This window comes from Aeromicrobium yanjiei (assembly GCF_009649075.1).
Taxonomy (GTDB): Bacteria; Actinomycetota; Actinomycetes; order Propionibacteriales; family Nocardioidaceae; genus Aeromicrobium; species Aeromicrobium yanjiei.
Genome location: NZ_CP045737.1, coordinates 3,401,549 through 3,425,380 on the forward strand (window position 1 = coordinate 3,401,549; position 23,832 = coordinate 3,425,380).

Here is a 23,832-nt window from a genome sequence, read left to right on the forward strand (position 1 = left end):
GTTCGTTGCTGTGGGGTCTGTCGGGGTGACTTCAAGAATGTGTGTCAACTGACTTGAGTCTGATCTTATCAACCCCGTCCGAGGCACCCGTATTCCACTGCCCACGACGTCTACCGATAGTTTTCACAGATGCGCACCTTCTCCCGCCGCGCAGCGGCACTCACCCTCATGGCCACCCTGACCCTCAGCGCCTGCGGCAGCAGCGACAGCTCCGACGACTCCTCGTCCTCCTCCTCGTCCTCCAGCAAGAGCGAGAAGGCCACCGGATTCGACGCCCCGCCCGCGGACGGCCCCACGATCAAGGGCACCGACTACACGTACTCGGTCCCCGCCAGCTGGGAGACGCCGAAGAACAAGCCCGCCGGCTTCGACTTCGACAGCCTCGCGGTCGACAGCGACGACAAGGACGGCTTCGCCGACAACATCAACGTCCTGCGCCAGTCCCCCGCCCCGACCGGCGTCACGATCGAGGAGCTCAGCAAGAACCTCGGCGACGAGCTGACCAAGCAGGGCGCACGGGACGTCAAGACCAACGAGTCCGTGACGGTCGCGGGCGAGTCGGCCGCGCACATCTCGATGTCGCAGGAGCTCAACGGCAACAAGAACCTCACCGAGCAGTACTACATGCTGCGCAAGGGCGCCCTGTACGTCGTCACGTTCTCGCACAGCACCGACGTGTCGAAGGCCGACCGCGACAAGATCGCCGGCTCGGTCCTGAGCACCTGGACCTGGTCTGCATGACCCAGCTGCCCGACTCGGACGACCTCGCCCGCAGGATCCTTGCGGTGCTGTGGGAGACGACCGACCGCCAGGTGACGCGAGAGATCGCGCACCTGGCGGACATCGTCGTCGACACCAGCGACGACGGCACCCACACGGCGCCTGAAGGACTGGTGATGCCGCCGTCGGGCTGCGTCACGACGCTCGTCACCGCGACGGCTCGTGATCACCCCGGCGTCACCGAGGACATGCGGGTCGCGGTGTGGCCGGTGGCGGACGGCGGCGAGGATCCCGCGTTCGTCGTCACCCGCTCGGACTCCGAGCTCACGCTCCCGGTGGCCCTCGCCGAGATCCACCCGGAGGTCACCCCCCGTCTGCAGGCGAGGGTCAACGACTTCATCGCCACGATCATCGCCCACATGGTGGCCGAGCTGGACGTCAAGATGCAGCGGACGTACATCCGCGAGTCGCAGGGCGACCTCGCGGAGTACACCGAGGACTGAGCCGGCCGGTTCCGTCACGACAGCGGCGCCCCCACCCGTCGAGGGTGGGGGCGCCGCTGTCTCGTGCGGGCACCTGTCAGGAGCTGATGCGCTCCCGCTCGGGCGTCGTGCCGGCCACCGAGTCACCTGTGTGGCGGGCGAGCGACTCCCCCTCGATGTCGAGGTTCGGCAGCACCTTGTCGAGCCAGCGCGGCAGCCACCACATGCGATCGCCCATGAGCGCCATGAACGCCGGGACGATCATCATGCGGACCAGGAACGCGTCCGCCAGCACGCCGACCGCGAGGCCGAAGCCGATCGACTTGATGATGATCTCGTCGCCGAGGGCGAAGCTGCCGAAGACGCCGATCATGATCGCTGCGGCCGCCGTGACGACGCGAGCGCCGTACTGGAAGCCGAACACGACCGACTCCTTGGCCGGGCGGCCGTGGACGAACTCCTCGCGCATGCGGGACACCAGGAACACCTCGTAGTCCATCGCCAGGCCGAACAGGATGCCGGTCAGCAGCAGCGGCAGCATGAACAGCACCGGGCCGGAGGTGTCGACGCCGAGCAGGTCCGCGGCCCAGCCCCACTGGAACACCGCGACGGTGGCTCCGAGCGAGACGCCGACCGAGAGCAGGAAGCCCAGGACCGCCTTGATCGGGACCAGGATCGAGCGGAAGACGATCATCAACAGGATGAACGCGAGCCCGACCACGACCAGCAGGTACTTCGGGAACGCCTTGGCAAGCTCCTCGGAGATGTCGACGCCCACGGCGGTCTGTCCCGTGACGTACACCGTCGCGCCGGTGTCGGCCTCGACAGTGCCCACGGCCTCGCGGATGTCGTCGACCAGGGCCTGGGTGTCCGCGTCGGACGGTCCACTCTTGGGAATCACGGTGATCGTGGCGTACTGCGCCCCCTCGAGCTGCGCCTCGTACGCCGCGACGGCCTTCTCGTCGGCCGGGTCCGGCGTCGGCGGGACGACGGCAGCGACGTCCTTCTCGATGCCCTGGACCTTCTGGGCGGCCAGGTCGACCGCCTCGGCCGGGTCGTCGGCCCCCTTCGTGTCGACCACGACGAGCAGCGGACCGTTGGTGCCGGCGCCGAAGTTCTCCGCGATCAGGTCGTACGCCACGCGGGGACCGGTGCCCTCGGCGGCCGTGCCGTCGTCCGGCAGCGCGAGCTGCATCGACGCGACGGGGATCGAGACCACACCGGCGACGGCGAGACCGCCGACGAGGGCCTTGATGCGGTGCTTGGTGATGAGGTCGGCCCAGCGACGGCCGGCGGTCGTCCCCACCGTCTCGTCCTCAGGATCCGGTGCCTTGATGAAGGGCACCTTGCCCCAGCCGGTCCGCTTGCGGGCGGCCCCGAGCAGGGCCGGGAGCAGGGTCAGGGCGATGAGGACCGCGATCGCGACGGTCGCGGAGGCCGCCAGACCCATCTGGGTCAGGAAGTTGATGTTGACGACCGACAGGCCGGCCAGGGCGATCACGACCGTGAGCCCGGCGAAGACCACCGCGGAGCCCGCGGTGCCGACGGCGCGACCAGCCGCCTCCTCCTGCGAGCGTCCGACGTGGATCTCGTGGCGGTAGCGGGAGGTGATGAACAGCGCGTAGTCGATGCCGACCGCAAGTCCCAGCATCAGGGCGAGGGTGGGCGTCGAGGAGCCGAGGTCGATGAAGCCGGTCGCGGTGGTGATGCCGGTGACGCCGATTCCCACGCCGATGAGCGCGGTCAGCAGCGGCATGCCGGCCAGCAGCAGCGACCCGAACGTGATGAGCAGGACGATGATCGCGATGCCGACGCCGAGCAGCTCGGTGAGCCCCTGCTCGGGAATCTCCTGCAGCGCGTCGCCGCCGATCGCGACCTTCAGGCCTGCTTCCTCGGCGACCTCGGGTGACTTCTCGAGGGCCTCCTTGTCGGCGTCGGTCAGGTCGATCGACTGCGTGGCGTACGACACCGTCGAGTACGCGGTGCGCCCGTCCTTGGACACCGTCCCGGTCTCGAACGGGTCGGTCGCGCCCACGACGTTCTTGGAGTCGATCGCGGCGAGGGACTCGGCCACGGCCTTCTTGTTGTCCGCGGAGGTCAGCTTCTCGCCCTCCGGCGCCTGGAAGACGACCCGCGCGGTCGCGCCGTCCGGGGCTGCGTCAGGCGTGCGCTCCTTGATCAGCTCGAACGCGTCGACCGACTCGATGCCGGGCAGCGTGAACGTGTCGGAGGTCTTGCCCTGAAGCGTGGTCGAGGCAACCCCCATCAGCAGGAGCAGGCCGATCCAGAACGAGATGACGATCCGACGGCGCCGGAACGACCAGCGTCCGAGTCGATAGAGATACCAAGCCATGGAAGTTCTTCCTTGTAGGGGTTCGTGAAGGGGGTGAGACGGGTCAGTGGATGCCGAGGGCGGGCAGGAGCGCGCCGTCGACGTACCGGCGCAGGAAGTCCTGGGACGGCTCCTCGCCCTCGAGCAGGTGGTGCAGGACGATGGGCGCGATGAACACGTAGTCGACGAAGACGAGCCCCGGGCAGTCCGCGGCCACCTCACCGCGCTCGACGGCACGGGCGACGACCTCGCGGATGCGATCGCGGCCGGGCTCGAGGATCTGCGCGCGCACCGCCTCGGCGAGCTCCTTGTCCTGACGGACCGCGTGCATGATCGCCGCGAGCATGTCGGCGTCGTGCTCCTGGCCCTCCGCGCGCTCGACCATCGACAGGAGGTCCCCGCGCAGGGTCCCCGTGTCCGGGAGCTCCAGCTCGGTCTCCCCTACGCACTGCAGGGCCTCGACGACGAGCGCCGACTTGCTGCCCCACTGGCGGTAGAGGGTCGCCTTGCTCGAGCGGGTCGCCTCCGCGACCTGGTCCATCGTCAGGTTGTCGTAGCCGTGCTCGGCAACGAGGGCGAGAGTGCCCGCATACAGCTCCTGCAGCCTTTCGGCAGTCAGTCGACTCACAGCGCTCCTTGGGCGTACGAAACCGTTTCGTTTCGATGCTACGCGGAGATCCGCCGCCGCGCCCACTCGAGTGCCGTGACCTCGCTCACCGCATCCTCTCCCCCGCGGCGGCTCGCGGACGCCTCAGGGCGTCCAGGCGGGATCGCGGCCGATGAAGCCCATCAGCCGGTCCTGCACCGTGGCGTCCTCGGGCACCGGCACGGCCGGCCCGTACTGGCCCGAGCTGCGCAGCAGCTCCTCGATCGGCCTCATCCCGGCCAGCAGCGCCTCGCACCGCGCGGGGTCCAAGGTGTCGTCCTGACCGCTCGCCCGGGCCAGGTCCCAGGTGTGCATGAAGACGTCGGCGACGTAGAAGCTCTCGACCAGCCGGCCGAGGACCTGCGTCCCGGCCTGCGGATGCGTGAAGTCCTCGGCCGCCCGTCCGGACTCCAGCAGCGACTGGACCGCATCCGCGTGGTGCCGCCAGGCTGCGACCGGGTCGTCCGCGACGGACGGGCCGGACGGCAGCTCGACCCCGCCGCCGGACAGGAAGCCCCGGAGCCAGCCCACCAGGTGCCCGACGACGTCCCGTGCCGTCCAGCCCTCGACCGGGGCGGGCGCCTCCCAGTCGCGCACACCCGCGACCCGCTCGGAGAAGATCCGGGCGACCTCGCGATGGGCGTCGGCGGGACTGTCCATGGCCGCCATCCTCCACCGTCTGTGCCCCGGAGGCTAGATTGAAGTCGTGCCCGACTCCCCGACCCGTTCCGCCAAGGCCGAGCAGACCCGGCAGTCGATCATCGACGCAGCCATGCAGCTGTTCCGCCTCAACGGCTACGAGAAGGCCACGATGCGCGCGATCGCCGACCGGGCGGGGGTGTCCATCGGCAATGCGTACTACTACTTCTCGTCCAAGGAACACCTGATCCAGGCGTACTACGACCAGATCAACGTCGAGCACGCAGCCGCGGCCACCGAGGCGCTGACCGGCACGACAACCTTCGATGAGCGCCTGACCGGCGTCCTGATGGCGTGGATCGACGTGGCCGAGCCCTACCACGAGTTCGCGGGCAAGTTCTTCAAGACCGCCGCCGAGCCCACCAGCCCGCTGTCACCGTTCAGCAAGGACTCCGAAGCCACTCGCCTCGCCTCGATCGGCCTGTTCCGCGACGTCGTCGAGGGCTCCGACATCAAGCTCGCGAAGGCCCTCCGCGAGGAGCTGCCCGAGCTGTTGTGGCTGACCCAGATGGGCGTCGTCCTGTTCTGGGTGCACGACTCGAGCGAGGGCCAGGAGCGCAGTCGTCAGCTGGTGCGCCAGGCGGTCCCGATCATCGACCGCGCTCTGCGGCTGACCCGGTTGCCGGGCGTGCGCGGACTCGTCGACGACGTCATCGGCCTGGTCCGCACCCTCAAGCCGACGAGCTGACCGTCACCGCGTGGCGATCGCACCTCGCCTCGCGCTCGACACAGCCCTCGCACCGCACCATCTGGCGCACGCACGAGACGTCGCCGCAGTCGGCCACGTGGCTGGTGCCCGTGCCGCACATGTCGCACGTCCCCACGAGCGCGGGATGATCGGAGAAGGTCATCGTGATGCGGTCGTCGAAGACGTACAGCGCACCCTGCCAGAGGCCGTCGTCGCCGTACGCCTCGCCGTACGTCGCGATGCCGCCGTCGAGCTGGTAGACCTCCTGGAAGCCGCGCTTCTTCATCAGCGGCGTCAGCACCTCGCAGCGGATCCCGCCCGTGCAGTAGGTGACGACCGGCTGGTCCTTGAGGTGGTCGTACGCGCCGCTGTCGAGCGCTGCGATGAACTCGCGCGTGGTCTCGACCGGTGGCCTGATCGCGCCAGCGAAGTGCCCGACGGCCGACTCGATCTGGTTGCGCCCGTCGAAGAAGACGACGTCCTTCTCCTGCACCAGCGCGTGGAGCTCTGCTGGGCTCAGGTGCGTCCCGCCGTCGACCACCCCGTTCTCGTCGACCTCGAGCTCGTCGGGCGCGCCGAACGTCACGAGCTCGTCACGCACACGGACGCTCAACCGCGGGAAGTCTGCCGTGGTGCCGTCCTCGAGCGCACGACCCTCGCTCCACTTGAAGTCGATGTCCTTGAACGGCGCGTACGCACGGGTGCCCTTGACGTACTTCTTGAGCTGCACGACGTCACCGCCGAGCGTCGCGTTGATGCCGTCCTTCGAGACGATGATGCGCCCGCGGACGCCGAGCGACTCGCACAGCGTGCGCTGCCACAGCCGGATCGCCTCGGGATCGGCGAGCGGCGCGAAGCCGTAGAACAGGAGGACTTTGGGGGTGGCCACCACCCGATTCTAGGAGGTGGCTCCGAGGTGCCACGTCACCCGCGCATCGCCGTCCCAGCGACGCAGGCTGCCGAGCCCGCCCTCGAGGTGGCGCGGCCGTCCGCCCAGCACCTCGAGCGCGAGGGCGAGCGCCTCCGGGGCGAGCCGCCGGGCCAGCGTCACGTGGGGCGTCCACCGTCCGGGGGCGGTGGTCGACGGCTGGTCGGGCAGGCCCTTCATCGCCTGCGCCACCTGTGCGTGCAGTGACAGCAGCTCGGCGGACGGCACGACGGCGCGGGCCAGGACGTGGCGACGTCCGCTGAAGACGAGCCAGCCGCCCAGGCGTATCGCCATGTCGCGCGGGGCAGCCAGCCCGTGCAGCGCCTGCTCGACGGCAGGCGTCACCGCGCTGGCCAGGCCGAGCGTGATGTGAGGGGCGTTCGACTCGCCCGTGTGCCGCGCCTGGCTGGGCAGCCCCGCATCGAGCAGCGCGGCCCACTCCTCGCGGACGAGCCCATCGAGCCCTTCGTCCAGGACGATCTCGACCGACTGCACCATCGGTCTATCGTCGTGCACATGAGCGAGCTTCACGAGCTGGACGCCACCGACCAGGCCGAGCTGCTGCGGGGCGGCGAGGTCTCCTCGGTCGAGCTCGTGCGGCACCATCTGGACCGCATCGACCGGTACGCCGCCGACCTGGGCGCGTTCGTCACCGTCACCGCCGACCTGGCGCTGGCTGCGGCCGCCGAGGCGGACGCCGCGATCGCGTCCGGAGACGCTGCGCCGTTCGCAGGGGTGCCGACGGCGATCAAGGACCTCACACCGACTGCGGGAGTGCCCACCTCGATGGGCTCGGCTGCGATGCGTGACGTCGTGCCGGACACCGACGCGTACGTCGTGGACCTCGTCAGGCGCGCGGGCTTCATCAGCCTGGGCAAGACCAACACTCCCGAGTTCGGCCTGTCGTCCTACACCGACAACGACCTCGTCGGGCCGGCTCGCACGCCCTGGGACCCGACGCGCAATGCGGGCGGGTCGAGCGGTGGCGCGGCTGCGGCCGTGTCAGCCGGGCTCGTGCCGCTGGCCCAGGGCAGCGACGGCGGCGGATCGATCCGCATCCCGGCCAGCTCGTGCGGCATCTTCGGCTTCAAGCCGAGTCGTGGCCGTGTCAGTGCGGGTCCGGGCGGATCGGACTGGAGCGGTCTCGGGGTGGACGGGCCGCTCACCCGGACCGTCCGTGACGCCGCGGCGCTCCTCGACGCGATGGCGCACGCGATGCCCGGCGACGTGCGCCCGCTGCCCGATCCCGACGTCCCGTTCGTCGAGCGGGCCCGCCGGGAGCCCGGTCGGCTGCGGATCGCCCGCTGGTCGGGCACCCATCTCGACGGGATCTCCCCCGGCGCGGACGCCGTCGCGGCCTGGGAGCGGGCGAGCGCGCTGCTCGCCTCGCTCGGGCACGACGTCGTCGACATCGCGAACCCGTTCCCGCAGGAGCTCGAGCCGCAGTTCAACGTGATCTGGTCCAGCGGCATCGCCGCGGCACCGTTCCCTCCCGAGGCCGAGGCGCTACTACGGGCCAACACGCGCTACTGGCGCGAGCGCGGCGGTCGGGCCTCCGCCGTCGACCTGGCCGGTGCCATGCGGTTCCTCGAGGCGACCACCCGCGACGTCGTCGCCGGCCTGCAGCCGTTCGACGCCTTCCTCACGCCGACCCTCGCACTGCCGCCGCAGCCGGTCGAGTGGTTCAACGAGTCCGGCGATCCGGTCGAGGACCACCACCGCGAGCTGCTCTACACGCCGTACACCGGGCTCTACAACATGACGGGCCAGCCCGCGGCGAGCCTGCCGCTGCACTGGTCGGACGACGGCCTGCCGATCGGCGTCATGCTCGCGACCCACCCCGGCCGGGACGGCCTGCTGTTCAGCCTCTGCGCCCAGGTCGAGACCGCCGCACCCTGGTCGGGCCGCCGGCCTCCCGGCTTCTGACCGCCGCCGCCGTGGCGGCTGGGCGCGGTTTCCCAGGAGAACCCCGGAATCTGACACGGCACCCCGGTCGTACCAAGGGTGACGTGCCAGAAACCGGGGTGAGGCCCTGCGGATTCCCAGGTTCTCCTGGGAATCCGGGACGGGTCAGTCGCGGGCGGTCATGATGATCGGGTCACCGTCGGTGATCGCGATCGTGTGCTCGACGTGGGCTCCTCGGGAGCCGTCGGCGCTGCGGATGGTCCAGCCGTCCTCGTCCATGCGGATGTCGTCGGTGGTGTGCAGGAACCACGGCTCGATCGCGATGACGAGTCCCGGCTTGAGCGGCAGACCGCGCCCGGCCTTGCCGTCGTTGGCGATGTGGGGGTCGCCGTGCATCGTGCGACCCACGCCGTGGCCACCGAACTGAGTGTTGATCTTGAGGCCGTGCGAGCGCCCGACAGCACCGATCGCCGCGGAGATGTCGCCGACCCGGTTGCCCGGACGCGCGACGGCGATCGCGGCGTCGAGCGCCTCCTGCGCGTGCTCGATCAGCCGCACGTCCTCCTCGCGGGGCGTGCCGACGACGACGCTGACCGCGGAGTCACAGACCCAGCCGTTCAGCGACGCCGCGAAGTCCAGGCTCAACAGGTCGCCGTCGCGCAGCTTGTACTTGTGCGGCAGACCGTGCAGCACCGCGTCGTTGACCGACGTGCAGAGCACCTTGCCGAACGGCCTCGCACCGAACGAGGGGTGGTAGTCGATGTAGCAGGACTCTGCGCCCGCGTCGCGGATCATGTCGTGGGCGAGCGCATCGAGATCGAGCAGGTCGACCCCGACCGCGGCCTTCTCCGACAATGCGGTCAGGACCGAGGCGACGAACCGTCCGGCCGGTCGCATCTCGTCCAGCTGGGTGGGAGTGAGCAGCTCGATCATCGGGATTCTTCCTTCAAGCGGGATGAGGCGATCTGGGAGACGACGACCGCCGCGACGATCGCGAGGGTACCGACGAGGGCCATCGGGCCGCTGCCGTAGACCTCGTCACCACCACCGGTGCTGACCGCCGCGACGAGTGCCGCGCCGCCGAGCAGACCCAGCAGCATCGCGCACAGGGTGTGGACGGTGTTGCGGTGGGACCAGGTTGCGTACGTCGCGATCGCCACGAGAGCCGCGGCGGCCACGAGGGCGATCCGCAGACCGGTGGTCCAGTCGCTGACGTCGATGTCAGTCCGGTCCACGACGTAGACCACCACTGCCACCACCTCGGCGATCATCATCGCCACCATTGCGCGTCCGCTCTTCACCCAGCACACCCCTTCGACGTCATCGTCCACCCTACGCGGGGCGTGCGCCCGTCCCACGCGCGAGCGTGGGCTGAGGTCGCGGAACGGCCCGATCTGACTACCGTCGAGACATGAGCCGAGCGCCGTCCGTCCGACTCGTGTCCCCGCACCAGCTGTTCGTCGAGCACCTCGAGGCGCCGGCCGGGACGATCTTCATCCTGGTCGAGGACGACCTGTTCTTTCGTCAGTACCGCTTCCACGTGCAGAAGCTCGTGCTGCACCGGGCCTCGATGCGTCGGTTCGCCACCAGGCTGCGCGAGGCGTCGTTCGACGTCGAGGTCATCGAGACTGATGCACACCACACCAGCGTGGCCAGGCTCGCCGCCCTGTTGCGGCAGCTCGAGCCGGCCACGGTGACGATGTTCGACGTCGTCGACGACTGGCTCTCCCGCGACGTCGCGACGGCCGTGAGGGAGGCGGGGCTGGACCCGGCGTCCCTCCACGTGCTCGAGTCGCCCAACTTCCTGACCACCCGCGACCAGCTCACGGACTGGTTCGGCGACCACCCCGCGCGCATGCAGCACTTCTACGCCTGGCAACGACGGCGGCTCGACGTCCTCGTCGACGACGACCGGCCGGTCGGCGGCCAGTGGTCGTACGACACCGAGAACCGCAAGAAGCTGCCACGCCGGCACCCGGTGCCCGACGTGCCGTGGCCGCGCCGCCATCCCGAGGTGGACGAGGCGATCGCGTGGGTCGCCGAGCACTTCCCGGGCAACCCGGGGCGCGCGGACACGTTCCACTGGCCGACGTCGCACGACGAGGCCGAGGAGGCCTACGACGTCTTCCTCGCCGAGCGGTTCTCCCAGTTCGGCCCGTTCGAGGACGCCATCAGCGCCCAGCACCCGTTCCTGTTCCACTCGGTCATGACGCCGGGGCTCAACATCGGGCTGCTCTCCCCGGCGGACGTCGTCGAGCGCGCCCTCGACGCGGCCGACGGTGTGGACCTGCCGTCGGTCGAGGGGTTCGTGCGCCAGGTCATCGGCTGGCGGGAGTACATGCGGGCCACGTACGTCCTGTACGGCGCGCGCATGCGCACCAGCAACCGCCTGCAGCACACGCGCCCCCTCGACCCGGGCTGGTGGACGGCGTCGACGGGACTGCCGCCCGTCGACCTGGTCGTCGACCGGGTCCTCGAGCACGGCTGGAGCCACCACATCGAACGGCTGATGGTCGCGGGCAATGCGATGTGCCTGCTGCGCACCGATCCCGACGCGATCCACGAGTGGTTCATGGAGATGTACGTCGACGCGTACGACTGGGTGATGGTGCCCAACGTCTATGCGATGAGCCAGTTCGCGGCGGGCGACGCCATCACGACCAAGCCGTACGTGTCAGGCAGCAACTACCTGCGCAAGATGTCGGACCTGCCGACCGGCGACTGGACCGCGGACTGGGACGGCCTCTACTGGACGTTCGTCCGCGATCACCGCGAGGTGTTCGAGGGCAATCGCCGCGCATCGATGATGACGCGCATGTACGACGCGATGGCGCCCGAGAAGAAGGCCGCCCACACCCGGGCCGCCGCACGGTGGCTGACCTGATCGCGGACGATCAGCCGCCGAGCGACGTGCGGAACCGTTGCATGCCCGAGATCCAGTGATCGGTGTCGGCAGCCTTGCGGGCGTACATCGTGCCGACCTCAGGGTGCGGCAGGGCGAAGAACCGGCCCTCCTCGACCGCCCCGAGCACCGCGTCGGCGACTTCGAGCGGCGTCACCGGCTCCCCCGCGCTCACCACCGAGCGCATCCCGAGGGACGCATCGGCGTCCCCGGCCGACTCCCCCTCGGAGAGCATGTCGGTGCGCACGCCCATCGGGCACGCGCACACGACCTGCAGGCCACGGTCGCCGTACGTCGCGGCGAGCCACTCGGCGAAGCCGACCGCCGCGTGCTTGGTCGTGGAGTACGTCGGTGAGCCCAGCTGGGTCAGCAGACCCGCGGCCGAGGCCGTGCTGACGAAGCAGCCGCCCGCGCCGCCCGTGGCGGCGCGCTCGAGCCAGCCGGGCACCAGCGCACGGGCCGCCAGGACGTGGGAGCGCACGTTGACGTCCCACGACGAGGCCCACTCCTCATCGGACGCGTCCAGGCCGAAGCCCCTGAACACGCCGGCGTTGGCGAAGAACACGTCCACCTCGCCGGCAGCCGCGATCAGCGCCGCGACGTGCTCGGGGTCGGCGGCGTCGCCCGCGACGTGCGAGACGCGTCCCGGGTGGTCGGCGCCGAGCCTGGCCGCCGTCCGCTCGAGGCGGGACGCGTCGAGATCGCCGATGACGACCGTCGCGCCCCGCTCGAGCAGGCGCTGGGCCAGCGCCTCACCGATGCCGCTCGCGGCACCCGTGACGACGGCGACCGCGCCGCCGACCTGGAGGGTCACCGATACTTCTTGATCTCGGCGCGGGCCAGGGCGTTCTTGTGCACCTCGTCCGGTCCGTCGGCGAACCGCAGCGTGCGCATGCCGGCGAACCACTCCGCGAGCGGGAAGTCCTGGGACAGGCCACCGGCTCCGTGCACCTGGATGGCCTTGTCGAGGATCCACTCGACCGCGGCCGGGGTCGCGATCTTGATGGCCTGGATCTCGGTGTGCGCGGCCTTGTTGCCCGCGGTGTCCATGAGCCACGCGGCCTTGAGGGTCAGCAGCCGCAGCTGCTCGATCTTGACCCGCGACTCCGCGATCCAGTCGCGGACGACGCCCTGGTCGGCGATCGGCTTGCCGAACGCGACGCGCTCGAGGGCCCGCCGGCTCATCATCTCGACCGCGCGCTCGGCGATGCCGAGGGACCGCATGCAGTGGTGGATCCGGCCGGGCCCGAGGCGCGCCTGGGCGATCGCGAAGCCGTCGCCCTCGCCCGCGATCAGGTTGGCCGCCGGCACGCGCACGTCGGTGAACCGCATCTCGGCGTGGCCGCCGTGGTCGCGGTCGTGGTAGCCGAAGACGCGCATCCCGCGGATGATCTCGAGGCCGGGGGTGTCCCGCTCGACCAGGATCATCGACTGCTGGCGGTGCCGGTCGGCGGTCGGGTCGGTCTTGCCCATGACGATGAAGATCTTGCAGTCCGGGTTCATCGCGCCGGTGATCCACCACTTGCGACCGTTGATGACGTAGTCGTCGCCGTCGCGGACGATGCTGAGCTCGATGTTGGTGGCGTCGGACGAGGCGACCTGGGGCTCGGTCATCGCGAACGCCGAGCGGATGTCGCCCGCGAGCAACGGCTCGAGCCACTGCTTCTTCTGCTCGTCGGTGCCGAACATGCTCAGCACCTCCATGTTGCCCGTGTCGGGCGCGGCGCAGTTGAAGACGGCCGGGGCCATCTGGATGCTGCGTCCGGTGATCTCGGCGATCGGCGCGTACTGCAGGTTCGTCAGGCCGGCGCCGTTCTCGCTCGGGTCGAAGAAGTTCCACAGCCCCTGCGCCTTGGCCTTCTCACGCAGCTCCATGACGATCGGGGGGAACGTCCAGCGGTCGTTCGCGACGTTGTCCTCGATCTGCTCCTTGAGGATCCCCTCGGCCGGGTAGACCTCGGCGTCCATGAACGCCTCGACCTTCGCGATGAGGTCGAGCGTCTTGTCGTCGTGTCCGAACTGCATCTCACTCACCTGCCATGACGTAGACGACCTCGGCGATGCAGACGGGCTTGTCGGCACCCTCGCGCTCGATCACGAAGTTGATGATCACCTGCGTGCCGATCGCGATGTCCTTGGTGTCGACCAGCGTCGCGGTGGCGCGCAGCCGCGAGCCGACCGGGACCGGGCTGGGGAAGCGCACCTTGTTGGCTCCGTAGTTCATGCCGAACGCCAGGCCGCGGATGTCGTAGATCTGCGAGCCGAAGACCGGCAGCAGCGACAGCGTGAGGTAGCCGTGGGCGATCGTCCCGCCGAACGGGCCCTGGGCAGCGCGCTCGGGATCGACGTGGATCCACTGGTGGTCGCCGGTCGCGTCGGCGAACGTGTTGATCTGCTCCTGGGTCACCGTGAGCCACTCGCTGGTGCCGAGCTCCTCACCGGCGGCGGCCTTGAACTTGTCGAGACTGTCGAACACACGGGGCATGGGGGACCTCACTGAAGGACGATTGCGGGTAAGCGCTTGCTTAGCCCGCACCCTAGCCGCCGCGCGGGCCACGCGCCAGAGGTCAGATGAGATGGACGACCACGGGCACTGCGCCCAGCGCCGCGGCCAGGACGGTGGCGGCGCGATCGAGGACGCTCCAGGACGCCCGCTCCGCCCAGGTGCGGTCGTGGGCGGTCGCGAACCCGCGGGCGTCCATCGCGATCGACGAGGCCGACGCCCCCCGCAGCGCCTGCACCAGCAGGGCGAAGGACATGTCGGCGATGTACGGACCGTTCGTGAACGGGTTGCGGCCCGCTCCGAAGCCGCGGGCCCGCCGGACCCGGTCGAGCTGTTGCCACGCGAGGTGGAAGCCGAGGAATCGCTGCAGTGCGGCCGAGAACGCCGCCACCATCCGAGCCGGCAGCCGCAGCGACTGCGCGAGGTAGTCGCCCAGCCGGGCCGGGTCGAGATAGCCCAGCATGACCGAGCCGGGCCACGCGAGCACCAGGATGCGCAGTCCCGCCGTGACCGCCTCACGCTCGTCCCGGCCGCCGAGCCGCCACGTGGAGTACACGATCGTGACCGCCGCGACGGCCGACAGGAGCAGGCACAGCAGCGGATAGCGCCACGACGGCAGGAACAACAGCGCCGCGAGCGCGTACGCCCCGACCGCCCACGCGGCAGTCGTGAGATCGCGGACGAACAGCGAGCCGATCAGCGAGAACAGGCCGAACGAGAAGAGCACCAACGGGTTGAGCCGCACCACGAGCGACCTCATCGCAGCGCCCCCTCGGCCAGCGCGATGTCGACGTCGCGGTCCAGGTCGGCGTCGTGCGTCGACACCACGACCGTGGCGCCGGCTCGCCGCGTCGCCGCGATCCAGCCGGCGACGGCCGCCCACGTCGACGGATCCTGGCCGACCGTCGGCTCGTCGAGCAGCACCAGGCCCGGCCGGTGCGCGAGCCCGGCCGCGATCGCGAGGCGGCGCTGCTCGCCGCCGGAGAGCCGATAGGGGTTGCTGGGCGCGAACCGTCCGAGCCCGAAGACGTCCAGGATGCGGTCGACATCGACCTCACGGCCGAGGCGACGAGCCGAGTGTGCGACCTCGTCGGCGACGGTACGCGTCAAGAAGCCGTGCTCGGGATTCTGCGGCACCCACCCGGCGACTGCTGCCAGGGCGCGCGACCTCATGGCCCGCATGTCAGGGGTCACGGTGCCTTCGCTCACCTTGACCAGTCCGCCCACGACCGCGACCGCGGTCGACTTGCCCGCACCGCTCGGACCCGTGAACGCCGACACCTGCCCCGGCAGGATTGTCGCCTGCAGACCTTCCAGCGCACGGGTGCGGCGGACGCCGCGCAGGGTCCGCAGCACGAGGTCCACCGAGACGCCGTCGAGCACGACCTCGGGAGCGGGCCCTGTCGGTGCGACCAGCTCGGCGGGGACGTCGAGCGGGACGGGGACGGTCATGCCGGGCGCCCACACGCCGGACGGCGCGGGGCCGGCCAGGAAGGACGCCACGTCACCGTCGGCGACGACCCGGCCGTCGGCGGAGAGCACGACGACCCGGTCGACGTGCTCCAACCAGGGACCGATGCGGTGCTCGACCACGATCATCGTGCGACCCCGGGCCGCCGACACGATCGCGTCGCGGACCGTCGCGGCCGTGTCGGCGTCCAGCATCGCGGTCGGCTCGTCCAGCAGCATGACGTCGGGCTCGAGCGCCAGCACCCCCGCGAGGGCGAGGCGCTGCTGCTCACCGCCCGACAGGGCTCCCGTCGGGTGCTCACGACCCTGGCGCAGGCCGACGGCCTCGAGCGCGCCGTCGACCCGCGTCCAGATCTCGTCGCGCCGGACCCGGAGGTTCTCCAGGCCGAAGGCGACATCGCGACCGATCTGCTCGGCGACGACCGCATCGGCGGGATTCTGCAGGAGCAGACCGATGCGGCCGTCGACCGTCGCGGAGCCGGTCAGGTCGCCCGCGATCGTCGTCCCCAGCGCACTTGCGAGCCCCAGGAGCATCGTGGACTTGCCCGAGCCGCTCGGGCCGACGAGCAGGACGCGCTCGCCGGCACCGATCGACAGGTCGAGCCCGGCGACGACCGGCTCACGGCGGCCGAGCGGCCGCCACGTGAAGCCGTCGAAGCGGACCTCTCCGCGCACCTAGACCTCGACGGCCTGCTCGCGCCCGGCCCCGAACGCGTCCAGGACGCCGGTCCTCGCAAGGGCACGGACCAGCGCAAAACCGCCCAGTCCGGCGATGACGACGCCCGAGGTGACGAAGAAGCCGAGGTGCGCGAGCTTGTAGGGCCAGTCCCAGTCGGGGTAGTACGACGACCACTCGTAGACGGCCTCGAAGCCTGCCGCCACGGCGCCCGCGAGCGCCGCGACGACGAGTCCGAACCGGCGGTAGAAGAACAGCAGGAACACCAGCTCGGCGCCGATCCCCTGCCAGAAGCCCGAGGCCAGCGTGCTGAATCCCCACTGGCTGCCGCCGATGACGACGGTCGAGACGGCTGCGGCGATCAGCTCGGTCGCGAAGGCAGCGCCGGGCTTGCGGACCACCAGGCCGCCGACGACTCCCGCCGTCAACCAGACGCCGGCCAGCAGGGCCGAGCTGGGCGGATAGCCGAAGACGGCCAGGTCGCTGAGCGGCTCATAGGCCTTGTTCCACCCCCAGAAGATGACGCCGAAGGCGACACCCAAGGTGGCGATGGTGACCAGGTCGATCGTCCGATAGTGGACGTAGAACCCGGATGGGGACGTGTGTGCAGAACTCATCGTGACTCCCTTCGCCGGTACTAACCGGTGCAGGTTCAAGGGTCTGCGGCGGATCCGCACTCTCAGCGCCCTCTGCGTGGCGCTCCCCTGTCGTGTGCTTCGAGGTTACCCCGTGATGGGCCGAGGCGCGGCCCGGATCACCGACCGGTCAGTCGATCGCCGATCCGCGCGAGGCGGCTCGGGCGGACGAGGCCACGGTCCTCGCGGCGATCGGCCTCCCGGTACAGGCCGTACATCGCGCGCACGCCGAGCCATCGCAGCGGCTCCGGCTCCCAGCGACGGACCGACCGGTCGACCCACGGCAGGGCGGTGAGATCGGACTCGCGACCCAGCACGAGATCGGCGAGCGTACGCCCCGCGAGGTGGGTCGTGGTGAGCCCGCTGCCGACATAGCCGCCGGCCGAGCCGAGCCCGGTCGACGGGTCGTACGACACGCTCGCGCACCAGTCGCGGGGGACGCCGAGCACGCCGCACCACGCGTGGGCGATCGCCGCGCCACGGGTCGCGGGGAACATGCCGTGCAGGATGCCGGTCAGCGACTCGACGGTCCATGCCTGCGTCCGGCCGTCGACGTCGGTGCGGGAGCCGAACCGGTAGGGGATGCCGCGCCCGCCGAGCGCGATCCGGCCGTCGGCCGTGCGCTGTGCGTAGCAGTACGCGTTGGCCCGGTCCCCGAGCAGCTCGGCGCCCGCCCAGCCGATCTCGTCCCAGACCGCCTCGGGCAACGGATCCGTCACGATCATCGCCGAGTTCATGGGCAGCCACGTACGACGCTGGCCCCGCACGCTCGCGGTGTATCCCTCGAGACAGCGCAGGATCCGGGCCGCCCGCACGACGCCGTGATCGGTCGTGGCGACGCCCGGCTCGATCCGGGTCACCCGGGTCCCCTCCAGGATGCGTACGCCGCGCCGCTCGGCCGCCGCGGCGATCCCGGCGACGAGCTTGGCCGGGTGCACCCGCGCGCAGTGCGGGCTGAACGTGGCACCCACCGCACGGTCGACGCGCACCCGCTCGGCCAGCTCATCGACGCCCAGCTCGACGCGGTGCGAGTCGCCGAGCCCCCACGACGCGTCGTCGGCCAGGCCCTCGCGCAGACGGACGAGCTGGGACGGCGACCGTGCCACGTAGAGCACGCCGTCCTTGGCGATGTCGGCGTCGATGCCCTCGACCCGGCACACCTCGATGACGTCGTCGACCGCCCGCTGCATCGCTCCCACGAGTGCCCGGACGCCCTCCGCGCCGTGCGTCGCGGCGTACCGTCCCTTGCTCCCCGACAGCTCGGCCGAGAGCCAGCCGCCGTTGCGGCCGGACGCCCCGAAGCCAGCGAACTCGGCCTCCAGCACCACGATGTCGAGCGACGGGTCGAGCCCTGCGAGGGCGTAGGCGGTCCACAGTCCGGTGAGTCCGCCGCCGACGATGCAGACATCGCAGTCGAGGTCTCCGTCCAGGCCGGGACGCTGCTCGGGCCGGCCGATCTGCTCCCACCAGAACGAGACGCCGCCGTTGATCACGTCCTCATGCTGTCACCGCCGGACGCCGATAGCGTGGGGACCATGACGACCGCAGAGAACTTCCTGCTCGTGCTGACCGACTCCGACACCGGCAAGGCCCCGATCGGACAGATGGCCGTCGAGCCCGTGTTCGGCGGGGCGTTCTTGTTCGACCTCGTCGCGGCCGGTCGGCTCGAGCTGCAGGGCACGGGACGCAAGGCGCGCCTCGTCGTGACGGATCCGACCCCGGTGCCGGATCCACTGCTGCAAGCGGCGTTCGAGCGCGTCCTCTCGGCGCGCCGTCCGCTGACGCCGCAGAGCGCGGTCTCGCGGCTGGGCAAGAAGGGTCGCGAGCGGACGTACGACGCGCTCGCCGCCGCGGGTGCCGTGCGTCCGCGCCCGGAGAAGGCACTCGGCCTCTTCCCGGTGACCCGCCACGACGTGGTGGACGTCGCTCGCCGCGAGGCGCTGCTGGCAGGCATACGCGCGAGCCTGCTGAACGGCCAGCCGGCCGACGAGACCACCGGCCCGATCATCGGTCTGCTGTCGGCCGCCGACCTGACCAAGGCTGTCGTCGACAAGCCCGACCGCTCCCTGGCCAAGGCGCGCGCGAAGGTCATCTCCGAGGGCGACTGGGCCAGCGCGAGCGTGCGCAAGGCCATCCAGGCCGCGCAGAGCGCGATCACGACGACCATCGTCGCGGCGACCATCGTCACTAGCTCGTCCAGCTGATCCGCACGCGAACGGGAAGGGACCCGAAGGCCCCTCCCCGTTGCGCTCCTGCCCGGACTACTTGGTGATCCTCACCGCCTTCGTGGGGCTGGTGACGCCCGCGTAGTTGCCGTTGCCGGAGTACACCGACTTAATGCGAGCCGTGCCGGTCTTGGTGACCTTGACCTTGGTGCTCACGACGCCCTTGGCGGCCGCCGAGACCTTCAGCGTGCGGGTCAGGACGTACTTCCCGCCGGACTTCTTGACGTAGACCTTGACCGTGCCGGTCGGCTGGGTGCCCGCCGTCGCGCCGCGGACGTAGGTCTTGACCGTGAAGGACTTGCCCTTCTTGACCTTCGACTTCGACGAGGTCTTGGCCGTCGTGGCCTTCTTCTTGACCACGTGCTTCGCCGTGGCGACCCCGCTGGGGTCGACCTTGTCGGTGCCGTTGAAGACCGCCTCGACGTCGTACGTGCCGGCGTTGAGCGTCTTCGGCAGGCTGAACGTCGCCGTGCCCTCGTCGCCGAGCTGCACGTCGAACGAGGTGCTGCCGTAGGAGACGGTCACCGTGCCGCCGTCGCCGTTGGCGACGCCGACCGAGCCCTTGACGCCCGTGCCGTACACCGAGGTGTCCGACGCCAGCACCATCGCGATGCCCGACTTGCCCTTGGTGAGGGTCAGCCCGACCACGTTGGACTCCGAGCGCTGGGCCGAGGCCGTCTGCCCGAACGCCGCGGTGAACGAGTGCTCGCCGGCCTTGAAGCCCGCGGGGACCTCGAGCGTCGCCGTGCCGTCCGTGACGTCAGCGGTCCCCAGGGACGTGTCGCCGTCGAAGAACTCGACGGTCCCTGCCGTGTCGGTGCCCGTGACGGTCGCGGTCAGCGTGGCGCTCTCGTTGATCCCCGGGATCTCCGGGGACAGTGCGAGCGTCGTCGCGGTGGCGGTGAGCACGGAGATCGAGCCCGTGGAGGTGAACCCGGTTCCCGAGCCGACCGCCGTGACGGTCGCCTCGCCGATCGCGGCGTCCGTGGGCAGAGCAGCCGTGAGGACGACCGTGCCGCTCGCGTCGGCCAGCGCCTCACCGAGGCTCGCGGCGCCCACCGTGAAGGCCACGGACTCGCCCGAGCGGTAGCCCGAGGCCGTGAACGTCACCTGGTCGCCGGGGGCCGGCGTCGTGTCGCTGACCGTGACCGCACCGGTCGTCCCGGACGCCGCCAGCTCGGCACACGCATCGCCCTGCACACCAGCCGCGGGCAGTGCCACGGCGGAGCCGGTCACGCCGTCGTCCTCGCGGACGACGAGGTTGTCCAGCGCCTTCGAGCCCATGACGGCGCCCGAGGTGTTGATGACGGACGTCTTGATCACCGTGCTGTTGGTCGAGCTGGCCAGCTTGTCGCCGAGGATCGGCGACGAGACGACCTTGCACGTCTCGCCCGGGGCGAAGGTGACCTTCTCCATCGTGATGCCGCCGCGCCCCGTGGCCGACCCGAGGACCGACACGTAGCCCGTGACCGGGGTGGACGCCTTGTCGCTCAGGTAGACCGCGATGTCGGCGGTGCCGGGGGCATCACCCTCCGCGACCGACGTGCCGCGGACGTTGATCGTCGTCTCGGTCTTGACCGCGGGCGTGCCCACCGAGGACGACTCGAATGCGAGGTCCGAGAGGTAGACCGCGCCGGCGGGGGTCTCGTCAGCACCCGTCGCCGCGGCGAACCGCACCTCACGGATGTCCGACACGTCCAGGCCTGCGTCCTTCAGTGCGGACGTCGGCACGTTGACCTGCTGCAGCACGAGCTTCTTCAGCAGTGCGGACGTCCCCGACGCCGGCAGGCGGTTGACCGCCAGCGGGTTCAGGGCCGAGACCTTCGAGCTGTAGGTCGCACCCTCGGCGTCGATGACGCTGAGGGTCAGGTCGGTGCCGGCCTGGACCGACTCGTCGGCAGCGATCTTGACCGACAGACGCTCCGCACCAGCAGCGTTGCGCGCCTTGGCCGGCACGCCGACCCGCAGCTCGCTCGGCGTCTGGCCTGCCGTGAGTGCCGTCCACGCGAGCTTGGTGACCGGCGTCGCCGGCACGTTGCCGCCGTTGCTCGCCGGCGTCCAGTGCGGAGCCGCCGACGTGTTGATCGACGTCGTGCAGGCCGGCAGCGCCTGCGGGACCGTACGACCTGCCGCGCTCGCGCACACCGTGGCCGTCGCGGAGCCGACCGGACGGACCAGCGAGCTGGTCGACTCGAACGACGTGATCGTGGCGCGGGCCGAGGCCGGAGCCGTCGAGACGCTGCGGACGTCCTCACCGTTGAGCACGGCGGGAACCGTGCCCGATCCGTCGAACATGGGCAGGAACTGCTTCTCGCCACCGAGGGTCAGGCGGAACCAGCCGGCCATGTAGGCCGTGCCCATGTCGTACTGCTCCTGCGCCGTCATGCGGATGTTGGTGGCCGAGCGCGGACCGCAGACCGCGTCGGTCGACGTCGCGCCCCAGTCGTCGCTCACCGAGTAGCCGTACACACCGGGTGTCCAGACCGTGTTGAAGAAGTTGTGGTTGGCGCCCATCGCCCACACGCCGCTGCGCAGCGAGTCGTCGTCGAACGCGTAGCGCGAGTCGTCCAGCATGTGCTGGCCCTGCTGGTTGGAGACGTCGCCGTCGCAGTAGGGCAGGATCACGTTCATCGCGACGTTCGGGACGGTCATGCGCGCGAAGTCGACCGGCGCGAGGGGCAGGATCGTCTTGATCCCCCACGGCTTGTCGAGCGCCTGGTTGAGGGTTGCCGCGGAGGTGACGCCCTCGCCGCCTCGGGAGTGGCCCATCATGCCGACGTCGGTCAGGTCGAAGCGACCGACGAGGTCTGCGGGGCTCATCGGCTGCGTCGCCTCGGTCAGGCCCGGGAGCGGGCTCTGGTCGGCCAGGGCCTCGGCGAGGGTGACGTCCTTGTCGGTCTGCGCGTCGAAGTAGCTGAGCGGCTGGCCCTTGCCCGCCTTGTCGAGCATCGAGAGCGTGTCGAGCAGCAGCTGTCCGCGTGCCTGCGCACCCTGGTCGAGCGCGAGCTGGTTGTCGTTGGAGTTGATCGCGTTGGCCGCGATCGAGACGACCGCGTAGCCGTGACTCGCCAGCGCACGGGCCGTGCCGTCGTAGCCGGCGAAGCTCGGGACGTTGATCTGTCCGGGGTTGCAGGGCCAACGCGTCGCAGGCGTCACGCCGGTGCTGCACGAGGTGTGACGGCCGTGCAGGAGCAGCACGGTCGGGCGCGCCCCGCCGGTCTTGGGCAGGTAGATCTTGCCCTGCATCTCACCCTTGATGCCGCCGATGCCGGCCAGGGGGACGGACTGCGCGCCGAAGTTGTAGACCGACTCGGTGAACTCGTAGCGACCGGTCGAGGCGGGGTTGGCGTCGAGCTCCTCGGCCTGCGCCGCGAGCGGTGCTGCGGTCGCGGCAGCGCCTAGGCGGGCGGCGATGCCGGTCGACGGCTTGCTGAACCAGCCGGCGTCCACGTCGTCGGCCTTGACGACACCCGCGTCGGTCGTGAACACCGAGAGGCTCTTGCCGTCGCCGGACTCGGTCGCGATGCCGATCGACCGGCCGTCGACCTCGATCGTGGGCGCGTCCGAGACCATGGGCAGCTTCTTGTCCAGGTCGACCGTGACGAGATAGCCGCCGGGGGCCTGGGAGACCGACCAGTCCGAGCCGGAGGCGAGCTCTCCGTCTGCGGCTGACGCACCGGACGGCAGGGACACCAAGGGGATGGTCACGAGGGCGGCGGTCAGACCGAGTCGCCATCCGTGACGTCGTTGAGATAACAACACACAGCTCCTTAACGGGGGATGTCCGTCCGGCATGTCGACAACGTCGACCGGGAGACTCGGGCGGGCGCGACCAGCGTCGACGCACTCGGTTTCTGGATGGTTTCGCCGTACGTCACGAGCGTGTTTCGAAGTCGCCTCGGCGGTTAACAAATGGCGTCGGACCACGTCGGCGCGTGTGCTATCGACGTGTGCGCGGGCCCGCAGCCCAACCGGCGGTAGGACAGAATGTGGCCATGTCCGTGCGCACCCCTGACCCGAATCCCGGCTGGCTCCCCGACTTCGCCCTCGACGAGACGCGGGCCCGCGTGCCGATCCTGTACGTCGAGGCCGTCCCGGTGCGCGTCGACGCGAACGGCAACGTCGAGCACATCGGCATCCTGCTGCGCGGCTCGTCGACGACCGGCGCGATGACCCGCACCTTGGTGTCCGGTCGCGTCCTGCACGGGGAGGCGGTCCGCGACGCGCTGCTGCGCAACCTCGAGAAGGACCTGGGGCCGACGGCGTTCCCGCAGCTGCCGACCTCGATCGTGCCGTTCACGGTCGCGGAGTACCTCCCCTTCCCCGGCGTCTCCGCGCTGCACGATCCGCGTCAGCACGCGGTCGCACTGGCGTACGTCGTCGCCGTGACCGGTGAGTGCAACCCGCGCCAGGACGCCCTCGAGCTCACCTGGCTCACGCCCGAGGAGGCCGCGCACCCCGACGTGCTGGCCGACATGGAGGGTGGCCGCGGCGTGCTGCTCAAGCAGGCCCTCGCCCACGTGGGCGCCCTGCGCTGATGTCGTCCCTGCTCGTCCGAGCAGCCGTCGAGGACGACCTGGCAGTGATCCTCGGTTTGACCGCCGAGGACTCGATGCACTACTTCGACGAGCCGGCGGGCGTCTCGACCCGCCAGCGCGCGGCCTTCGCAGAGATCATCGCCGACGCGCACCAGGACCTCCTGGTCGGTGAGATCGACGGGACGGTCGTCTGCACCGCCCAGGTCACCTGGATGCGCATGCTGTCGGCCGACGGCGGGCTCTACTGCCAGGTGGAGGCGGTGCGCACGGCCGCAGCATCCCGGGGGCGCGGCATCGGCGGCGAGCTGATGGCCTGGATCGAGGCCGACGCTCGCCGGCGCGGCGCCGCACGGCTGCAGCTGACCAGCAACCGGCAGCGCACGCGGGCTCATGCGTTCTACGGGCGGCTGGGCTACGTCGCGTCTCACGTGGGGATGAAGAAGAACCTGTTGTGACGCGCAGCCCGGCCGGGCGTAGTCTGAA

At 70.5% G+C, this 23,832-nt stretch carries 23 protein-coding genes and 1 riboswitch; of the genes, 8 read left to right on the plus strand and 15 right to left on the minus strand.

Annotated elements, in window-relative coordinates; translation table 11 throughout:
• Nucleotides 1–129 precede the first annotated feature (129 nt).
• Both GEV26_RS16690 and GEV26_RS16695 read left to right on the plus strand, forming a co-directional pair.
• Nucleotides 130–741, plus strand: a complete 612-nt coding sequence (locus GEV26_RS16690; RefSeq protein WP_153654684.1) for a hypothetical protein — start codon at nucleotides 130–132, stop codon at nucleotides 739–741.
• Nucleotides 738–1,223 (plus strand): hypothetical protein, encoded by a 486-nt coding sequence (locus GEV26_RS16695; protein WP_153654685.1) that lies wholly within the window; start codon nucleotides 738–740, stop codon nucleotides 1,221–1,223. The genes GEV26_RS16690 and GEV26_RS16695 overlap by 4 nt, the downstream gene beginning before the upstream one ends.
• Nucleotides 1,224–1,299: 76 nt before the next feature.
• Here the strand turns inward: GEV26_RS16695 and GEV26_RS16700 are convergent, their stop codons facing one another.
• The 3 genes from GEV26_RS16700 to GEV26_RS16710 all read right to left on the minus strand — a co-directional run bounded on the left by GEV26_RS16700 (nucleotide 1,300) and on the right by GEV26_RS16710 (nucleotide 4,840).
• On the minus strand, nucleotides 1,300–3,555 hold the full coding sequence (locus GEV26_RS16700; protein ID WP_153654686.1) for an MMPL family transporter: 2,256 nt from the start codon (nucleotides 3,553–3,555) through the stop codon (nucleotides 1,300–1,302).
• Between the two features lie 43 nt (nucleotides 3,556–3,598).
• Nucleotides 3,599–4,162, minus strand: a complete 564-nt coding sequence (locus tag GEV26_RS16705; protein WP_194839900.1) for a TetR/AcrR family transcriptional regulator — start codon at nucleotides 4,160–4,162, stop codon at nucleotides 3,599–3,601.
• A gap of 123 nt (nucleotides 4,163–4,285) precedes the next feature.
• Nucleotides 4,286–4,840 (minus strand): TIGR03086 family metal-binding protein, encoded by a 555-nt coding sequence (locus GEV26_RS16710; RefSeq protein WP_243838804.1) that lies wholly within the window; start codon nucleotides 4,838–4,840, stop codon nucleotides 4,286–4,288.
• Between the two features lie 46 nt (nucleotides 4,841–4,886).
• On the opposite strand from GEV26_RS16710, the gene GEV26_RS16715 reads away from it, so the two are divergent.
• Nucleotides 4,887–5,567 carry a TetR/AcrR family transcriptional regulator gene (locus GEV26_RS16715; protein WP_208430986.1) on the plus strand — a complete coding sequence of 227 codons (681 nt, stop codon included), beginning with the start codon at nucleotides 4,887–4,889 and terminating at the stop codon, nucleotides 5,565–5,567.
• On the opposite strand, the gene trhO is transcribed toward GEV26_RS16715, so the two are convergent.
• Together trhO and GEV26_RS16725 are read right to left on the minus strand one after the other, a co-directional pair.
• The gene (trhO, locus tag GEV26_RS16720; protein ID WP_153654689.1) at nucleotides 5,551–6,456 is read right to left on the minus strand and encodes an oxygen-dependent tRNA uridine(34) hydroxylase TrhO; all 906 of its coding nucleotides are present in this window, start codon (nucleotides 6,454–6,456) and stop codon (nucleotides 5,551–5,553) included. The two genes, GEV26_RS16715 and trhO, sit on opposite strands and share 17 nt — an antisense overlap.
• A 9-nt stretch (nucleotides 6,457–6,465) precedes the next feature.
• A complete protein-coding gene (locus tag GEV26_RS16725) occupies nucleotides 6,466–6,993 on the minus strand; it encodes a 2'-5' RNA ligase family protein (protein WP_153654690.1) in 528 nt (175 codons plus the stop codon).
• A gap of 18 nt (nucleotides 6,994–7,011) precedes the next feature.
• On the opposite strand from GEV26_RS16725, the gene GEV26_RS16730 reads away from it, so the two are divergent.
• Nucleotides 7,012–8,421: an amidase gene (locus GEV26_RS16730; RefSeq protein WP_153654691.1), complete on the plus strand. Its 1,410-nt coding sequence runs from the start codon at nucleotides 7,012–7,014 to the stop codon at nucleotides 8,419–8,421.
• 144 nt (nucleotides 8,422–8,565) lie between these two features.
• Here the strand turns inward: GEV26_RS16730 and map are convergent, their stop codons facing one another.
• Complete coding sequence (map, locus tag GEV26_RS16735; RefSeq protein WP_153654692.1) at nucleotides 8,566–9,333, minus strand: type I methionyl aminopeptidase; 768 nt, start codon at nucleotides 9,331–9,333, stop codon at nucleotides 8,566–8,568.
• Complete coding sequence (locus GEV26_RS16740) at nucleotides 9,330–9,701, minus strand: hypothetical protein (protein ID WP_153654693.1); 372 nt, start codon at nucleotides 9,699–9,701, stop codon at nucleotides 9,330–9,332. Before GEV26_RS16740 ends, map begins: the two co-directional genes overlap by 4 nt.
• 110 nt (nucleotides 9,702–9,811) lie before the next feature.
• Between GEV26_RS16740 and GEV26_RS16745 the strand changes: the two genes are divergently transcribed.
• Nucleotides 9,812–11,284, plus strand: a complete 1,473-nt coding sequence (locus tag GEV26_RS16745; RefSeq protein WP_153654694.1) for a cryptochrome/photolyase family protein — start codon at nucleotides 9,812–9,814, stop codon at nucleotides 11,282–11,284.
• A 10-nt stretch (nucleotides 11,285–11,294) separates the two neighbouring features.
• Here GEV26_RS16745 and GEV26_RS16750 read toward each other — a convergent pair whose 3' ends face one another.
• From GEV26_RS16750 to GEV26_RS16780, 7 genes are all read right to left on the minus strand, one after another.
• Nucleotides 11,295–12,116 (minus strand): SDR family oxidoreductase, encoded by an 822-nt coding sequence (locus GEV26_RS16750; RefSeq protein WP_153654695.1) that lies wholly within the window; start codon nucleotides 12,114–12,116, stop codon nucleotides 11,295–11,297.
• Entirely contained in the window at nucleotides 12,113–13,327 is a 1,215-nt protein-coding gene (locus tag GEV26_RS16755; protein WP_153654696.1) for an acyl-CoA dehydrogenase family protein, read from the minus strand. Before GEV26_RS16755 ends, GEV26_RS16750 begins: the two co-directional genes overlap by 4 nt.
• 1 nt (nucleotide 13,328) lies before the next feature.
• A complete protein-coding gene (locus GEV26_RS16760) occupies nucleotides 13,329–13,787 on the minus strand; it encodes a MaoC family dehydratase (RefSeq protein WP_153654697.1) in 459 nt (152 codons plus the stop codon).
• 82 nt (nucleotides 13,788–13,869) lie between these two features.
• Complete coding sequence (locus tag GEV26_RS16765) at nucleotides 13,870–14,565, minus strand: energy-coupling factor transporter transmembrane component T family protein (protein ID WP_153654698.1); 696 nt, start codon at nucleotides 14,563–14,565, stop codon at nucleotides 13,870–13,872.
• A complete protein-coding gene (locus GEV26_RS16770; protein ID WP_153654699.1) occupies nucleotides 14,562–15,950 on the minus strand; it encodes an ABC transporter ATP-binding protein in 1,389 nt (462 codons plus the stop codon). The genes GEV26_RS16765 and GEV26_RS16770 overlap by 4 nt, the downstream gene beginning before the upstream one ends.
• Nucleotides 15,951–16,568, minus strand: coding sequence for an ECF transporter S component (locus tag GEV26_RS16775; protein ID WP_153654700.1), 618 nt, complete (start codon nucleotides 16,566–16,568; stop codon nucleotides 15,951–15,953).
• Nucleotides 16,558–16,667: riboswitch (TPP riboswitch) on the minus strand. (Overlaps the previous gene by 11 nt.)
• 38 nt (nucleotides 16,668–16,705) lie before the next feature.
• Entirely contained in the window at nucleotides 16,706–18,079 is a 1,374-nt protein-coding gene (locus GEV26_RS16780; protein WP_153654701.1) for an NAD(P)/FAD-dependent oxidoreductase, read from the minus strand.
• Between the two features lie 42 nt (nucleotides 18,080–18,121).
• Between GEV26_RS16780 and GEV26_RS16785 the strand changes: the two genes are divergently transcribed.
• The gene (locus GEV26_RS16785; protein ID WP_194839901.1) at nucleotides 18,122–18,790 is read left to right on the plus strand and encodes a GOLPH3/VPS74 family protein; all 669 of its coding nucleotides are present in this window, start codon (nucleotides 18,122–18,124) and stop codon (nucleotides 18,788–18,790) included.
• Between the two features lie 57 nt (nucleotides 18,791–18,847).
• On the opposite strand, the gene GEV26_RS16790 is transcribed toward GEV26_RS16785, so the two are convergent.
• A complete protein-coding gene (locus GEV26_RS16790; RefSeq protein WP_194839902.1) occupies nucleotides 18,848–22,504 on the minus strand; it encodes an Ig-like domain repeat protein in 3,657 nt (1,218 codons plus the stop codon).
• A 302-nt stretch (nucleotides 22,505–22,806) separates the two neighbouring features.
• On the opposite strand from GEV26_RS16790, the gene GEV26_RS16795 reads away from it, so the two are divergent.
• Together GEV26_RS16795 and GEV26_RS16800 are read left to right on the plus strand one after the other, a co-directional pair.
• A complete protein-coding gene (locus GEV26_RS16795) occupies nucleotides 22,807–23,349 on the plus strand; it encodes a DUF4916 domain-containing protein (RefSeq protein WP_153654704.1) in 543 nt (180 codons plus the stop codon).
• Entirely contained in the window at nucleotides 23,349–23,804 is a 456-nt protein-coding gene (locus GEV26_RS16800) for a GNAT family N-acetyltransferase (protein ID WP_153654705.1), read from the plus strand. The genes GEV26_RS16795 and GEV26_RS16800 overlap by 1 nt, the downstream gene beginning before the upstream one ends.
• The last annotated feature ends 28 nt before the right edge of the window (nucleotides 23,805–23,832 follow it).

What these genes read in the sequence shown, in the direction of transcription:
- GEV26_RS16745 (WP_153654694.1), top strand. Translation starts at nt 9,812, where the DNA reads ATGAGCCGAGCGCCGTCCGTCCGACTCGTGTCCCCGCACCAGCTGTTC.
- GEV26_RS16785 (WP_194839901.1), top strand. Translation starts at nt 18,122, where the DNA reads ATGACGACCGCAGAGAACTTCCTGCTCGTGCTGACCGACTCCGACACC.
- GEV26_RS16795 (WP_153654704.1), top strand. Translation starts at nt 22,807, where the DNA reads ATGTCCGTGCGCACCCCTGACCCGAATCCCGGCTGGCTCCCCGACTTC.
- GEV26_RS16755 (WP_153654696.1), bottom strand. Translation starts at nt 13,327, where the DNA reads ATGCAGTTCGGACACGACGACAAGACGCTCGACCTCATCGCGAAGGTC.
- GEV26_RS16710 (WP_243838804.1), bottom strand. Translation starts at nt 4,840, where the DNA reads ATGGACAGTCCCGCCGACGCCCATCGCGAGGTCGCCCGGATCTTCTCC.
- GEV26_RS16690 (WP_153654684.1), top strand. Translation starts at nt 130, where the DNA reads ATGCGCACCTTCTCCCGCCGCGCAGCGGCACTCACCCTCATGGCCACC.
- GEV26_RS16700 (WP_153654686.1), bottom strand. Translation starts at nt 3,555, where the DNA reads ATGGCTTGGTATCTCTATCGACTCGGACGCTGGTCGTTCCGGCGCCGT.
- GEV26_RS16800 (WP_153654705.1), top strand. Translation starts at nt 23,349, where the DNA reads ATGTCGTCCCTGCTCGTCCGAGCAGCCGTCGAGGACGACCTGGCAGTG.
- GEV26_RS16760 (WP_153654697.1), bottom strand. Translation starts at nt 13,787, where the DNA reads ATGCCCCGTGTGTTCGACAGTCTCGACAAGTTCAAGGCCGCCGCCGGT.
- GEV26_RS16730 (WP_153654691.1), top strand. Translation starts at nt 7,012, where the DNA reads ATGAGCGAGCTTCACGAGCTGGACGCCACCGACCAGGCCGAGCTGCTG.
- GEV26_RS16725 (WP_153654690.1), bottom strand. Translation starts at nt 6,993, where the DNA reads ATGGTGCAGTCGGTCGAGATCGTCCTGGACGAAGGGCTCGATGGGCTC.
- map (WP_153654692.1), bottom strand. Translation starts at nt 9,333, where the DNA reads ATGATCGAGCTGCTCACTCCCACCCAGCTGGACGAGATGCGACCGGCC.
- GEV26_RS16695 (WP_153654685.1), top strand. Translation starts at nt 738, where the DNA reads ATGACCCAGCTGCCCGACTCGGACGACCTCGCCCGCAGGATCCTTGCG.
- GEV26_RS16775 (WP_153654700.1), bottom strand. Translation starts at nt 16,568, where the DNA reads ATGAGTTCTGCACACACGTCCCCATCCGGGTTCTACGTCCACTATCGG.
- GEV26_RS16765 (WP_153654698.1), bottom strand. Translation starts at nt 14,565, where the DNA reads ATGAGGTCGCTCGTGGTGCGGCTCAACCCGTTGGTGCTCTTCTCGTTC.